This is a genomic window from Novosphingobium sp. Leaf2 (assembly GCF_001421325.1).
Taxonomy (GTDB): domain Bacteria; phylum Pseudomonadota; class Alphaproteobacteria; order Sphingomonadales; family Sphingomonadaceae; genus Novosphingobium.
The window spans coordinates 394,038-408,619 of the sequence record NZ_LMJY01000016.1; the positions used below are offsets into that span (position 1 = coordinate 394,038).

Here is a 14,582-nt window from a genome sequence, read left to right on the forward strand (position 1 = left end):
ACGCGTTACCGCCCTGTGTTGGCCGCTAGAGACGGCCATACGCAACGGCGTGCATCCGCAGAAACGGCTGGCCGATACCCCCGATCGTATCGCAAAGGACCGTGCAACTGGCCCGCAGCGCAGGCCCGAATCGCGCTACCTGCAAGGAACGACTGCTCCCGCCGGAACCCGTCAGTTTCTGCCGGACCTGCCTGAGATAGCAATGGCTGAAAGGTCAGTTGTCGGATCGACGGGCACACCCTGCTGCTTGCGTTCCGAATAGCGATCGACAAGCTGCTGCGCGTGCGGGCGCATGAGGACAGTGAAGCGCACCAGCTCTTCCATCACGTCCACGATCCGGTCGTAATAGCTCGACGCCTTCATGCGGCCCGCTTCATCGAACTCCTTGTAGGCCATTGCCACGGACGACTGGTTGGGAATGGTGAACATCCGCATCCAGCGGCCGAGCAGGCGCAGCGTGTTTACCGCGTTGAACGATTGCGATCCTCCCGACACCTGCATGACGGCAAGCGTGCGTCCCTGCGTCGGCCGCATCCCTTTCATCTCCAGCGGCAGATGGTCGATCTGCGCTTTCATGATGCCGGTAATCTGCCCGTGCCGTTCCGGGCTGCACCATACCTGGCCTTCGGACCACATAGAAAGTTCACGCAGCTCATGGACAGCAGGATGATCGTCACCCGCTACCTGATCGGGCAGCGGCAGCGTCGAGGGATCGAAGATCCGGGTGTCCGCGCCGAACAGACGCAGAAGGCGCGCAGCTTCCTCGACGGCAAGACGGGAGAAGGACCGATCGCGCAGGCTGCCATAGAGCAGCAGGATGCGCGGGGCGGGGTCCAGCGCGCCCAGCCCAGATGCGGGCCGCTGGTGGATATAGGCGGGATCGAGCGCCGGCAGGCTGTCGGCGTCATGGAGATTACGAAGAGGCATTCAGGCTAATCCAATCCGCAAGGCGAGAGCGGCGAGGGTGATGAGCAGGACAGGAGTAGTGAGCGTCACGCCCACCCGGAAATAATAGGCCCACCCGATCCTGATCTCCTTCTGGCCGAGAACGTGGAGCCACAGCAGGGTCGCAAGCGAGCCTATGGGTGTGAGCTTGGGTCCGAGGTCGCAGCCGATCACATTGGCGTAGATCATGGCTTCCTTCACCGCGCCCGTGGCTTGCGCGGCGTCGATTGACAGCGCCCCCACCAGTACGGTCGGCATGTTGTTCATTACCGACGACAGGGCCGCCGCGATCATGCCGGTTCCCAGCGCCGCGCCCCACACGCCGCCCTGGGCGGTCTGATCGAGCAGTGCGGCGAGGTGGTGGGTCAGCCCGGCATTTCGCAGGCCATAGACGACCAGATACATGCCCAGCGAGAAGATCACGACCTGCCACGGCGCTTCGCGCATGACCTTGCGGGTCTGGATCACGTGCCCTCTGCCCGCAATCGCAAGCAGCAGGATTGCGCCGGCAGCGGCGACGGCGCTAACGGGCACGCCCAGCGGTTCGAGCAGGAAGAAGCCGATCAGCAGCAGCGTCAGCACGATCCACCCGGCGCGGAAGGTCGCGGCGTCGCGGATCGCCTCACGTGGCGCGCGTAGCGCCGCCATGTCGTAGGTCGCCGGAATATCGCGCCGGAAAAACAGCATCAGCACTCCCAGCGTCGCGGCGATTGCCGCCACATCGACCGGCACCATGACGCTCGCATATTCGCCGAAGCCCAGACCGAAGAAGTCGGCCGACACGATGTTGACGAGGTTTGACACGACCAGAGGCAGGCTTGCCGTATCGGCGATGAACCCGGCTGCCATGACGAAGGCGAGCGTGGCCTTGTCGCCGTATCCCAGTGCACGCAGCATGGCGATGACGATCGGTGTCAGGATCAGCGCCGCGCCGTCATTCGCAAAGAGGGACGAAACGGCCGCGCCCAGCAGCACGACCAGCGCGAACAGGCGGCGACCATTGCCCTTGCCCCATCGGGCGACATGGAGCGCGGCCCACTCGAAAAATCCGGTTTCGTCGAGTAGCAGGCTGATGATAATGATCGCGACGAACGCAGCCGTCGCGTTCCATACGATGCCCCACACCACCGGGATATCCGATAGTGAGACAACGCCCAGAAGCAAAGCCACCGCCGCGCCACCCAGCGCGCTCCACCCGATGCCGAGACCCCTGGGTTGCCAGATGACAAGCGTGATCGTGGCAACGAATATCAGGACAGCGAGCAGCATCAGGCGATGCGCTGGCCCGAGGCGTCCACCACCTGCTCGCCATCTTCCTTGGCGAACGTGCCGAGCTGACCGGTGGGCAGCAGATCAAGCACGGCTTCGGACGGACGGCACAGCTTTACGCCCAGAGGCGAGACGACCAGAGGCCGGTTGATGAGGATCGGGTGCGCCATCATCGCATCGACCAGCGCGTCATCCGTCAAAGCGGTGTCGCCCAGGCCCAGCTCTGCATAGGGCGTTCCCTTCTCGCGCAACAGGGCGCGCGCGCCGATCCCGGCGCGGTCGATCAACTCGACCAGCAGAGCGCGCGAGGGCGGCGTTTTGAGATATTCGATGACATGGGGCTCAAGGCCCGCATTGCGGATCATCGCCAGCGTGTTGCGCGACGTGCCGCAGTCCGGGTTGTGATAGATGATGATGTCAGTAGCCACGGTGAACCCTTCAGCAACAGGTGAGTTCGGCGACGAGCGGCTCGCAAAGTTCGGATCGCCCCTGACAACAGTCTTTGGCCAGAAAGAGCATGAGCCCCTTCAGCGCGCTGATGTTCGCACGCTGGATCTGCTGGCGACCGCGCTTGTCCGAAAGGACGAGTCCGGCTTTCACGAGCACGGCCAAATGAGTGGAAAATGTGCTTTGGGTCAGCCCGGAAGCCTCGACGAGCTGTCCGGTCGATAGGCCATCAGGTTCGTGCCGAACAAGCAGGCGAAAAGCATCGAGCCGAGTGGGATGCGCCAAAGCACCCAGAATTTCGAGAGAGGCGTAAGTTTCCATGCATCGGAATTATCCGATGGGATTGGTGCAGTCAAGAAGCATCGGGATTTTCCGATAACTTTCCGATCGCCGCTCATCCTCGGACAGAGCGTTCTCACGAAGAGCAGGTTTCGGCTAAAAATGCCATCCTTGGCCGCGCCTATGAATGGCTCATCCTGGTCGTGAGGCGCCCGCGGGCGAATGGCACCTACCGCGCCATGTGCGCGCTCGGACAATCCTTCCATGCTTACGCCGCTGCCTTGCTGATCGTGTTTGATGCCACGCTGGCTGCCTACTGCAACATCACCAAGCCCGTCAGCTCGAAGACAACCTCCAGCCCAACCGGCAGGAGGAAAACGGCAATAATACCGGCTTTGCCCTATACCGCGCTCGATGCCGAGATGGAGCACCGCCGCTGCCGTACGGGTAAAAGCGCAACGAATGGCAAAGCGGAAACGACGCAATCGGCTCGATGTTCATCGTTAATGGCATCAGCCGCACGCACCAGCGGGACGTCGTTGCCGGTGACCTCGGCGTCCTCGTCCGCGACGGGCAACAACCGTATCCGGATTCGGAATATCTCGGCGAGGCGTATCACACGCTGGTCGCGGTAAAGGGTGTGGCCTTTCGCTCGCTTACCAGCTCGTCTACAAGCCCGGCTACAACCGCGACCTCGGCCAAGCCTACTGCTTGCTCTCCACGCTCATGACGCGTTCTGGGCAATACCCGATGGGGTAGGGCCACAGACGTCAGAACTTGAAACCGAGGCGTGCATAATAGAAACCTCCGCTCAAGCCGAACGGTGCAAAGTTGCCGTACTGGCCCGAGCCGTCCGATGCGATGATGCCGTTTTTGTCGGGGTACGTGTCAAAGACGTTGTTGGCGCCGACTGCGACATCCAGCGACCGGGTCAACTGGTAGCTGATTTCGGCGTCGGCAATCCACTTTGCGCCAAAGGTCCGATCGGATGCGGCGACATTGCTGGACTCGGTATACTGCCCGTAGCGCGTTTCGCGAATGAGCGCTTTTACAGGCCCGGACGACCAGTTTGCGGTCAGCACGACCTTGGAGCGCGGCGTGGCTGCCACGAGATCGCGACGCGCCTGCCGGCCGAACAGGGTGACGTTGAGGTTGCTCAGTTCCGCAGGATTGTCGATCACCCGCAGGATCTTTGTCCGGTTGTAGCTGCAGGCCGCGCTCAGGCGGAATGTGCCCAGCGATTGCGTGTCCAGCGTGTATTCGGCCACCGCATCGATCCCCCGCGTCCGCGTGTCGATGGCGTTGGTGAAGAACTGGGCGCTATCCACGCCGGTGATGCCATTGGCGCGCAGGATCGCCGCCACCGCTGTGCCACCATTGGCGGCTGTGCCGAGAAATTCGGTCTTCACGATCCGGTCGTCGATGCGGATCTGGTAGGCATCGACGGTTAGGCGCAGCGGGCCGCTTTCGTATGTGATCCCGGCGGTGAAGTTGAGCGACTTTTCCGGCTTCAGCGGCTTGGCGCCCAGCGCCTGCGCGGCGGCGCTGTTGACCGGCAGGAACTTCGAGGTCGTCAGTGCGCGGGTATCGCCAATGACGGTGACGGTGTTCTGCGTGGTCGAGAACCCGGTCTGCGCCAGGGACGGCGCGCGAAAGCCGGTGTTGACCCCGCCGCGCAGCGCCAGGCCCGGCGCCAGTTCGATCCGGGTGGAGGCCTTGGCGCTGAACGTGTCACCGGCGCTGTCGGTATAATGCTCATAGCGCCCGGCAAGGCCCACGAACCACCCTTTCGCAACGTCGGTCGACAGATCGAGATAGGCGGCAAGATTGCTGCGGCTGAGGCTGGTCGCGTCAGCCGGCGATGTGCCGGTGAACGAGACCAGGCCCGGTGAGGGCGAGCGTCCCCCGTACAGTTGCCCGAACGGCGTACCATCCGCCGGGATCACGTAGCCTCCATCGCGGTAGCTATCGGGTTCGCCGGCGATGTTCTGGAACCGCTCCCAGCGATGCTCGACACCGAACGCGACATTGAGCGGCTTGGCAAAGCCGGCGTCGTACTGCCGGCTGATGTCGAGATTGTTGACCCACAAGTCCTGCTTCTGGCGGCCCATGTAGAATTCGGTCGGACTGGTCGGACCCAGCGAGGGATTGAGCGTGTTTTCGGCGCTTAGCTCTACGCTGTCCTTGCCATACGTCGTCGATAAATCAAGGTCCCATCCGGCCACCTGCGAACGGATGCCGAGCGCGGCCTGGTAATCCCACTCCCTGATCCGGCGATAGGCCTGGAAGCCGCCAGGATAGATCTGCGGCAGCACCGAAGAGCCCTGCGTGTTCGCCTGTCCGCCATAACCCGTAGCTGCGGCAAACGCCGCGCCGCGTGCATCCTTGATGTCGCGATAGCTAAGGGTCGAAAACGAATAGAGCGTGGTGTCATCGTTCAGCGGAAGCTCGGCGTTGTAGCTGGTGTTGACGATCTTGTCGCGGTTGGAGCGGCCATAGCCGCCGGCGATGAGATGGTTGGCGCTGCTTTCACGCGGGTCCGCCTGGCCGTTTACCAAGGGGTAGATGTAAGGCACCGGCTGCGCGGAGGACGTGGCGCGGTCGTGGTATTTGGCTTCCAGCGCGAAGCGCACGAAACCGCCGTCGGCCAGACGCGTGCCGTAGGAGCCGGACACCTGCGCCAGTTCGCCGCCCTTGGAATACAGCTGCCCGCCGGTAAGCGACAGGTCGCCGCCGCTGGGGCTATCGTCGAGGATGATGTTGATGACCCCGGAAATCGCGTCCGAGCCATATTGCGCCGCAGCGCCATCGCGCAGCACTTCGATGCGGCCAACCGCGCTGGTGGGAATGAGGTCGATGTCGACCGGTGTCGAGCCGCCGGAAATGCGCGAGAGGTTATTGATGAGCGATGTCGTGTGGCGGCGCTTGCCGTTCACCAGCACGAGCACATAATCGCCCGAAAGGCCGCGAATGGAGATCGGCCTCACGCTGGCCGACGTGCCGCCACCGCCAAGCGCGGGCATGGTCAGCGATGGAATGATGTTGCCCAGGATTTCCTTCAGGCCGGTGCGGCCGGTGGACTTCAGCTCTGCCGGGCCGATGACGTCCACCGGCACCGGGCTGTCCGCAACCGAGCGCGCAGTCTGTCCGCGTGCGCCGGTAACGATGATCGCGCCGCCCTCCACGCTGTCCGCCGGGGCCGCCGCATCGGCTGTCGCGGCCGCGTCTGCTGCATACGCGTTAGTTGCAAACGCAATCGCGGACAGGCTCGTCGCCAACGCGACCGATCTCAGTATCTTCATTGACATGTGCCCCTGGAACTATGTCTTCGTCCCCGACCACATCACATGTCTACTGAATTAGTAGAAATTGAAATTCCTGTATCGACCTCAAGTTTTACTTCATTCAACGGGGGTTGTGAGCGCCGGAGAAGGCGGCGCCGCGCGGGTAAGCCTATACGTTCGGGACAAACGCATCTTTGAGCGAGCGGTCGGTCTTCACCTCGCCAAACTTGCGGAAGGTATCCAGCACCACTTGCTGCCGGTCGATCAGCGACTGGTCGATCGGTACAGAAAGCCGACTGGTGGCCGCCGTTTGCCTGGCGATCTCAAGCGGCAACCCGGTTTCCTGGGCAAGCACCTTGGCATAGGCACCAGAATGCGTGCTCACCCAGGTCAGCGCCTTGGCCTCGCGCCGGAGGAAATCAGCCAGCAGCGGCTGCTTGGTTTTAATGGCAGCCTCGTGGGCGATATCGAACCCGAAGCCTTGCGCAAGGCCTGCGTTGCTGATGGCGATGCGGTTCCCATCCGCTTGTGCAGCCGCGATATACGGTTGCCAGGTCGACCAGCCATCGACCGCCTTGCTCTGCAAGGCGGCCCGCGAATCGCTGGGCGAGAGGAACACCACCGTCACGTCCTTGAGGCCTAGCCCTGCCGAAAGCAGCGCCCGTAGCAACAGATAGTGGCCGACGCTGCCGCGCGTAGTCGCGATCCGCTTGCCCTTCAAACCCTTGGCATCGCGGATCGATGAGCTGGCAGGTACGACCACGGCGATGGCGATGGCGCCGGATGTTCGCTGATCGGCGACTTGCGCGCCGATCGCCTTGATCGGGCTGCCAGCCTGATACGCGAACTGGAACGGTGCATCGCCCACCAGCCCGGTATCGATCGCGCCGCTACCCAGGGCTTCGAGCAGGTTTTGTGCTGCCGGAAATTCCGACCATTCGACGGTGTATGCGATGCCGTCCAACGCGCCCGATGCCAGCATGAGCGACTTCGTGCCGCCCTTCTGACTGCCGACGCGCAGCACGCCTGCATTCCCGCCGGCCCCCCGCCCGCACGCTGCCAGGGTTCCTGTCAGCAGTAGCGATGACCCAAGACTTGCAAGCAGCGCGCGCCGATCAAACATGAATTACAAGTCCGTCCACAAGGGTTCGTCGGCAATCAGGATACGGTGCAGTTCACGCGGAAAATCGCCGTAGTTGCGCACCGCATAATGAACCGCGGCGCGGTTATCCCAGAACGCCACCGTACCAGGTCGCCAAGAAAAACGCGCCTGCACGTCGGGTCGTTTGTACTGGCGCAGCACTTCGTCAAGCAATTCACGACTTTCCGAAAGCTCGACCCCCAGGATCTGGGGCTGCTGCTGGAAATTGACCCACAGAATCTTCTGCCCGGTCTCCCGGTGGGTGCGCACCACCTTGTGCGAGACGATGGGATATTCATGGCCCGCCAGCTCCAGCGAGTCCGAGAAGTTGTGCGTCACGTACTTGCCGTCCAGGCGCGCCTTTAGCTCATCCGACAGCGTCTCGTATGCGAGGTTCGCATCCACCCAGATCGTATCGCCGCCCACTTCGGGCAGGTTGACATCGCGCAGGACCGCGCCCCAGGTCGGCACCAGGCGCCAGCTGGTATCAGTATGATACGCATCGCCAGCCTTCAGCTTGCGGCCAAGCTTCTTTTCGAACTCTCGATCGTACCTTGCATTGATCGCGTGCACGGCGGTGTTGGCAGTTTCATGCCGCGTGGTGGGATGGGTGTAGAGCGGGCCGAAGTTGCCCGCGAACGCGGCTTGGCTCGCATCATCGAGCGCCTGATCGCGGAAGAACACGACCTTGTATTTCAAGACGGCGGCACGGATCGCGTTGCGCATTTCATCTGTCAGCGGCTTGGACAAGTCGACCCCCTCGATCTCGGCCCCGATGGTGGGCTGTACGGGGCGGATCACCAGACCGGCCTGTGACTGGCCAGAAATGCTGTGGGCGGTAGCCATGGTTTTTTCTCCTTTACGGATCTGTCAGGCGGCGGCGCGGGCCAGGCGGGCGGCGGTGTTGCGGTTTATAGGCACGTCGAGCCCGAGGTTTTCGCGCAAGGTCGTTCCCGCATAGTCCTGCTTGTAGATCCCGCGCTGCTGGAGGATCGGCACGACATGATCGACGAACACTTCAAGTTGGCCCGGCACCGATTCGAACAGGTTGAAGCCATCCGATCCACGCTGGTCGAGCCACAACTGGAAACGATCAGCGATCTGCTCCGGCGTGCCGACAAAGCCCCCCTTGGGTGTTGCCGCACGCAGCGCGATCTGGCTCAGCGTCAGGCCTTCGGCGGCGTAGCCCAGCACGCGTTCCGAGGCGCTCTGGTTGCTCTTGCGACCTTCTTCGGCAACGTGCTGCGGGAAAGGCCCCTCTGGGTCGTAGACGCTGAAGTTGTGATCGTTGAAAGCCCGGCCCAAGGCGCGCAAGGCGTTCTCCAGGCTGACCAGCCCGGCCAGTTCATCATGGAGCCGCTCGGCTTCCGCTTCCGTCGAGCCGACCACGGGCCGGGCACCGGGCAGGATCAGCAGTTTTTCAGGATCGCGCCCGAAACCGCGCGCACGGGCCTTCAGATCGGCGTAAAACGCCTGCGCCTCGGCCAGATCCTCCTGATGGGTAAAAATCGCCTCGGCATGGCGCGCGGCGAACGTGCGCCCGTCCTCGGACGATCCGGCCTGGAAGATCACCGGCTGTCCCTGGGGTGATCGCGAGATATTGAGCGGGCCTTTGACCGACAGGTATTCGCCCTTGTGGTTCAGCTCATGCAACTTGTCTGGGTCGAGGAACTGCCCGCTGGCCTTGTCGCGCACCAGCGCATCGTCTTCCCAGCTATCCCACAAGCCTTTGACGACATCGAGGTATTCGTCAGCCAGGCGATAGCGCTCGGCATGGCCCAGATGTTCGGACTTGCCGTAATTGGCCGCGCTGCCCGCCAGCCACGAGGTAACCACGTTCCACCCGGCGCGCCCGCCGCTCAGATGGTCAAGCGAGGCGAACTGGCGCGCCAGATTGAACGCCTCGGTGTAGCTGACCGTGGCCGTGCCGACCAGGCCGATCTGCTGCGTGACCGCCGCCAGCGCCGACAGGATCGTCAAAGGCTCGAAGCGGTTGAGGTAATGCGGCGAGGAGCGCGCGTTGATCGACACGCTGTCTGCAACGAAGAGATAGTCGAACTTGCCGCGCTCAGCCGCCTGGGCCTGGCGGACGTAGAACGGCAGGCTGGTGCTGGCATCTACCTGGGCATCCGGGTGGCGCCAATCGTCCCAACCCGGACCCACGCCGTGAAGAATAAAACCGAGCTTTATTTGCTTTCCAGCCATATTACGTCCTCCTGATTGCTATGTCCAATCTATGGAGTAAAGTGCAGGCCAACCAACGCGGAGGACTTATATCTCCACGAGTTCTGCCAATGCGTCGGCGCGCACTTGGGCTCAACTTGCCAGTGCGATATCTTCTGCCCGCTTGGTCGATTCACGCTGCGCCACTTTCGCACGCACAAGCGGCAGCAATTCGCGGCCATACTGAATGGAGTCGGCAAGCGGTTCGAAGCCGCGGATCAGGAAATGGTCGATACCGACGTCATAATATTCAAGCATCGCATCGGCCACCTGCTCGGGCGTTCCGACAAGCCCGGTGCTGTTGCCTGCCGCGCCCGTCAGCGCCGCAACGCCGGTCCACAGCCGGGTATCGCGGCGTTGTGAACGGGCGGTCTCCAGCAGACGCAGCGAGCCTGCATTGGGCGGGCGATGGCCGCTGGTCGGCTGCCCGGCGGCTTCGCGCAAGGCGCGCACTTGCTCTACTATGGCGTCGGCCTTTTTCCACGCGGCTTCCTCGGTATCGGCGATCACCGGGCGCAGGGAAAGCGAAAAGCCCGGCTTGCGACCATGCTGGGCGGCGGCGTGACGCACCGTGCGTACCACGTCCTGAACCTGCTCCAGCGTTTCGCCCCACAAGGCGTAGACATCGGCATGGCGGCCGGCCACTCCGATGGCTTCGGGCGAGGAGCCGCCGAAGAACACGGGCAGGTTATCGGGCTTGATCGCGCTGAACGCGCCGCGCGCCTGGAAGAAGCGACCGGCATGATCGAACGGCTGCGCCTCGGTCCATTCGCGGCGCAACACCTCCAGATATTCGTCCGTGCGCTGGTAGCGCGTGGCCTTGAGCGAACCAACGTCCCCATCGCGCGCCATTTCCTCGTCCGCGCCGCCGGTTATGATGTGCACCGCGACCCGCCCGCCCGAGAGTTGATCAAGTGTGGCCAGCTGACGCGCCGCCAAGGTGGGCTGGGTAAAGCCGGGGCGATGCGCGACCAGGAAGCCAAGCGTGGTGGTGATCGCCGCCGCATGCGCAGCCACGATCTGGCTTTCGGGCGAGGCCGAGCCGAACGGGATCAGCACGCGATCGAAGCGGCCCTCTTCCTGTGCGCGCGCGGCGGCCTCCACATAATCACGGTCCAGCACGCGGGAACGGGTGGCGGCATGTATTTCGGAATTGTCGTTGAAGCCGATGTAGCCGATGAACTTTACAGTCATGTCGGGGTACTCCTGTTTTTTCCGATACGTCAGATGACGAAAAAGCCGTGGGTGCCGTCCCGCTCCAGTTGCGCTACAAGGCCGTATTCCCAATCGAGATAGGCCTGCATGGCGGCGGCGGGGTTGTCCGTGCCCTCGTAGGGCCGTTTGTAACGACCCTCAGGCCCGCGCGGCGGCGGGGCGCCGTCAGGGCCGGTGGCAAGCTCGCCCGTAAAGTCGGCTTCCAGCACCAGGACTTCCCAGCCCATCTGCGCAAGCCAGGATGCGGTCATGTCGGCACGGGGGCCAAGGTCGTCCGCCAGGACGATCCGCGCGCCGCGTACGGGTGCGAAGTGATCGGTTTCCTGGACCAGCTGGCCACCCGGTGCATTGCGGAACCCCGGCAGGTGCCCGGCGGCATAGGCATCGGGCTGGCGCACGTCGAAACGGTAGAGCGTACGGTGGCTTTCAGCGGCGATGGCGGCAAGCTGCGCCGCGTCGATCCGGCGGACGCCAGCGCGGTAGGAAACGGCCCGCGCCCTCGCCCGTGCCTCATCCACCCCGTCGCAAAGGTCGACGCTTTCCTGCCGCCCGTGCTCCAAATGCTGGCCGGCCAGGGTCCAGCCGATCGTGCCGTTGCGCAAAGCGAAGACGCGGTTGGGGACGCCAGCGTTGATGAGCGACTGCGCGCCGATGATCGAACGGGTGCGCCCCGCGCAATTCACGATGATCGTGGTATCGGGATCGGGCGCGGCGGCGTGTGCCCGCAGCACCAGTTCCGCCCCCGGCACGCTGCGCGCCGTGGGGATGCTCATCGTCGCGTATTCCTCGAAGCGGCGGGCGTCGAGGATGGCGATATCGGCCTTCTCGTCGATCAGCGCGCGCACGTCGCCGGCGGGCAGCGAAGGCGTGCTGCGCCGATGCTCGACCAGTTCGCCGAACGCTTTGGAGTAGCTGTTGACGTCCTCGAACACCTCGTAGCCCGCATCGCGCCAGCCACTGAGACCCCCTTCAAGTTCCTCGACGTGCGTGAAACCAAGATCGCGCAATTGCGCTACGCCTTTGGCTGCCAGCCCCTCACCGTCATCATAGACGGCGATCGGCACGTCCTGGCGTGGCAAACGCCACGGCGCTTCGATCGCGATACGCGCCAGCGGGATCTGCGCGGCGAACAATGGATGGGCCGCAGCAAACTGTGCTTCATCGCGCACGTCCAGGATGGCAATCTCCGTGCGGGCCAGCAAGGCGCTGCGCACCTGTAGGGGGGTGATGGTCATGCTGTCCTCGACACGTCCCAGATGTTGGGCAGGGTGTTGTTCGCGTAGCCCGATCTGAAGGGCCGCTCTTCGCCGTTGGGGCGGAACGTGGCGCGCGTCACCGCGCCGATATTTCCGCCATAGACGTGGATCGAAATCGACGTGCGATCGGCAAAGGCGTTCTCGACCCGGTGGATATCGCCGTCGCGCGGGTCGATCAGTTCCACCTCGCCTTCGCGCAATTCGCGGGTCGGCCCGTACTGCACCAGCGATCCGTCGGACGGTCGCTGGCGAAACCCCTGCACTTTTTCCGCGCCGCGTAGGACGCCGACCAGCCCCCAGACGCGGTGATCATGAATGGGGGTCGCCTGTCCCGGCCCCCACACGAAAGACACGACGCTGAAACGTTCAGCGCTGTCGCAGTGGAGGAGATATTGCTGGTAGCGCGCGGGGTGTGGCCGGGCGAAATCGTCGGGCAGCCAGCCGTCTTTGGCCACCAGCCGGGCCAACAGGCCGCGCCCGCCCGCCAGGATCTCGTTACGGTCCTGCGCGCCGTCAAGCAGCGCCGCAAATGCCCCTACAAAGCGGCGCAGCGGCGTAGTGTCCACCACCGGCTCGGCCTCGGTTAATGGCGAAGGCGCAAACGAAGCGCGCGCGTTCACAGCCGTGCCCCGGCGTGCAGGGCCACGATGTCAGCCGGATGATCCTGCACCAGCGTACCGCCCAGCGCGTCAAGCAAGCGCTGGCGCAAACCGGCCGCGATGCTCGACCGCTCCGCACCGCGCGCGGCGGTAATCCGTTCCTGCGCGACGATCCGACCGCCGTCGAGCAGGATCACGCGGTCCGCCAGGGCAATGGCTTCGTCCACGTCGTGCGTCACCATCATCACCGCCGGACGGTGGCGACGCCATAGCGACAGCACCAGTTCGTGCATGCGCAGGCGCGTCAAGGCGTCCAGCGCGGCAAACGGTTCGTCCAGCAGCAGCAACTGCGGTTCGCGCACCAGCGCGCGCGCCAGGGCGACCCGCTGCGCCTCGCCGCCGGACAAGGTGAGCGGCCATGCATCAAGGCGATGGCCAAGCCCCACTTCCTGCAGCGCATCCTGCGCGGCAGTGCGCGCGTCGCGGCCCTTCAGACCAAGCGCGACGTTGCGCCACACCCGCTTCCACGGCAGCAGCCGTGCATCCTGAAACACCACAGCGCGGTTCGCAGGCACGGTCACGTCCTGGCCTTTGACGTCGTCCAGACCGCCAAGCGTGCGCAGCAGCGTCGTCTTGCCCGAGCCCGAACGGCCCAGCAGCACGACGAACTCTCCGGCCTCGATCTCAAGATCCAGGCCCGATATAATCGTGTTTTGCCCAAAGGTGCGGGTGAAGTTTGTGAGCTTCACGGCGGCCTCACGCGGCGAGCGGGTGGGAGGAAGTGCGGTAAACTGGTTCACTCTGGCGTCCACGGTTCTGTCCTTTGGATCGAAGCGGTACGGCGGTCGGGAAATGGAGGAGACAGGCTTTTGCATCGGGCCCAAACTTCAGTGAGAGACGATTTCGGGGCGCCAGACCAGCGCGCGCCGCTCGATCGCACGCACCAGCCCGTCAGCGGAAAGGCCCAGCGCGGCATAGATCATCAGGCACACCAGAATGATGTCGGTGCGCATGAAATCGCGCGCATTGTTGATGAGATAGCCAAGCCCGGCAGAGGCGTTGATCTGTTCGGCCACCACCAACACCAGGACCGAAATCGACAGCGAATAGCGCAGCCCCACCAGCAGCGATGGCAACGCGCCCGGCAGGATCACATGCCAGATCTGCGCTGGCCGACTCAGGCCCAGGCTCCGCGCGCCTTCCAGCAGGCGCAGATCGGTGCTGCGGATACCGCTGTAGAGATTGAGGTACACCGGGAAGATCGACGCGAAGGCGATCAGCGCGATCTTCGGCGTCTCGCCGATGCCGAACCACACGATGAACAGCGGGGTCAGCGCCAGCGTGGGGATCGTGCGCTTGATCTGCATGATCGGATCGACCGCCACTTCGCCTTTGCGCGACAGGCCGGCGACCAGCGCCAGCACCACGCCAACCGAAATCCCGATCGTAAGCCCGATAACGATGCGCACGAACGACACCCACAGATTGTCCACCAGCTCTCCCGACACGATCATGCCAAACAGCGTCGCCAGCACTTTCGATGGGGCCGCCAGCGTCCGCTCCGGAATTATGCCGGTGCGCGATCCGATCTCCAATGCGAGCAGCAGCAGCAGCGGCGACAGCCAGCGCGCACCGCCAAGGGACCGGTTTAGTTTCGTCAGTACGGACATCGTCAGGCCTTGCGGTTTTGGTCCAAAGAAGCTGGCACCTAACACTCTACTATTTCAATTGAGAATAGCCGTGTGGGGTATTAGCGCGGCTCATAGTGAGCCTTGAAAACGGGCAGCCACCGGCAGGATGTGGCGAAAACGGGGCGGATACGTCGAGGGTCGCCACCTGCTGACGGTAAGACAGAAATACTGCATGGGGTTAAATGTCTACTATTTTGATTGAGAATCACGCATATGTCATGCGCATGTCGTCC

13 protein-coding genes are annotated in these 14,582 nt (G+C 63.6%); all 13 read right to left on the reverse strand.

What is annotated here, in order from left to right:
• Window positions 1-171: 171 nt before the first annotated feature.
• The 13 genes from arsH to ASE49_RS11285 all read right to left on the reverse strand — a co-directional run bounded on the left by arsH (window position 172) and on the right by ASE49_RS11285 (window position 14,328).
• Complete coding sequence (arsH, locus tag ASE49_RS11225) at window positions 172-927, reverse strand: arsenical resistance protein ArsH (protein WP_056771984.1); 756 nt, start codon at window positions 925-927, stop codon at window positions 172-174.
• The gene (locus tag ASE49_RS11230; RefSeq protein ID WP_056771987.1) at window positions 928-2,214 is read right to left on the reverse strand and encodes an arsenic transporter; all 1,287 of its coding nucleotides are present in this window, start codon (window positions 2,212-2,214) and stop codon (window positions 928-930) included. It lies immediately after the preceding gene.
• Complete coding sequence (gene arsC, locus ASE49_RS11235) at window positions 2,214-2,642, reverse strand: arsenate reductase (glutaredoxin) (RefSeq protein ID WP_082456412.1); 429 nt, start codon at window positions 2,640-2,642, stop codon at window positions 2,214-2,216. The genes ASE49_RS11230 and arsC overlap by 1 nt, the downstream gene beginning before the upstream one ends.
• A gap of 10 nt (window positions 2,643-2,652) precedes the next feature.
• A complete protein-coding gene (locus tag ASE49_RS11240; protein ID WP_056771992.1) occupies window positions 2,653-2,982 on the reverse strand; it encodes an ArsR/SmtB family transcription factor in 330 nt (109 codons plus the stop codon).
• Between the two features lie 728 nt (window positions 2,983-3,710).
• A complete protein-coding gene (locus ASE49_RS11245) occupies window positions 3,711-6,242 on the reverse strand; it encodes a TonB-dependent receptor plug domain-containing protein (RefSeq protein WP_056771995.1) in 2,532 nt (843 codons plus the stop codon).
• Window positions 6,243-6,393: 151 nt separating this feature from the next.
• The gene (locus ASE49_RS11250; protein WP_235522949.1) at window positions 6,394-7,248 is read right to left on the reverse strand and encodes an ABC transporter substrate-binding protein; all 855 of its coding nucleotides are present in this window, start codon (window positions 7,246-7,248) and stop codon (window positions 6,394-6,396) included.
• Window positions 7,249-7,350: 102 nt separating this feature from the next.
• Window positions 7,351-8,211 carry a TauD/TfdA dioxygenase family protein gene (locus ASE49_RS11255; protein ID WP_056772001.1) on the reverse strand — a complete coding sequence of 287 codons (861 nt, stop codon included), beginning with the start codon at window positions 8,209-8,211 and terminating at the stop codon, window positions 7,351-7,353.
• A 24-nt stretch (window positions 8,212-8,235) separates the two neighbouring features.
• The gene (locus ASE49_RS11260; RefSeq protein WP_056772004.1) at window positions 8,236-9,570 is read right to left on the reverse strand and encodes an LLM class flavin-dependent oxidoreductase; all 1,335 of its coding nucleotides are present in this window, start codon (window positions 9,568-9,570) and stop codon (window positions 8,236-8,238) included.
• A 111-nt stretch (window positions 9,571-9,681) separates the two neighbouring features.
• Window positions 9,682-10,782: an LLM class flavin-dependent oxidoreductase gene (locus ASE49_RS11265; protein WP_056772005.1), complete on the reverse strand. Its 1,101-nt coding sequence runs from the start codon at window positions 10,780-10,782 to the stop codon at window positions 9,682-9,684.
• Between the two features lie 29 nt (window positions 10,783-10,811).
• Complete coding sequence (locus tag ASE49_RS11270) at window positions 10,812-12,038, reverse strand: rhodanese-like domain-containing protein (protein ID WP_056772008.1); 1,227 nt, start codon at window positions 12,036-12,038, stop codon at window positions 10,812-10,814.
• On the reverse strand, window positions 12,035-12,679 hold the full coding sequence (locus tag ASE49_RS11275) for a cysteine dioxygenase (protein WP_082456413.1): 645 nt from the start codon (window positions 12,677-12,679) through the stop codon (window positions 12,035-12,037). Before ASE49_RS11275 ends, ASE49_RS11270 begins: the two co-directional genes overlap by 4 nt.
• Entirely contained in the window at window positions 12,676-13,470 is a 795-nt protein-coding gene (locus ASE49_RS11280) for an ABC transporter ATP-binding protein (RefSeq protein ID WP_156370275.1), read from the reverse strand. The genes ASE49_RS11275 and ASE49_RS11280 overlap by 4 nt, the downstream gene beginning before the upstream one ends.
• A gap of 75 nt (window positions 13,471-13,545) precedes the next feature.
• Window positions 13,546-14,328 (reverse strand): ABC transporter permease, encoded by a 783-nt coding sequence (locus tag ASE49_RS11285; RefSeq protein WP_056772014.1) that lies wholly within the window; start codon window positions 14,326-14,328, stop codon window positions 13,546-13,548.
• Window positions 14,329-14,582 lie beyond the last annotated feature (254 nt).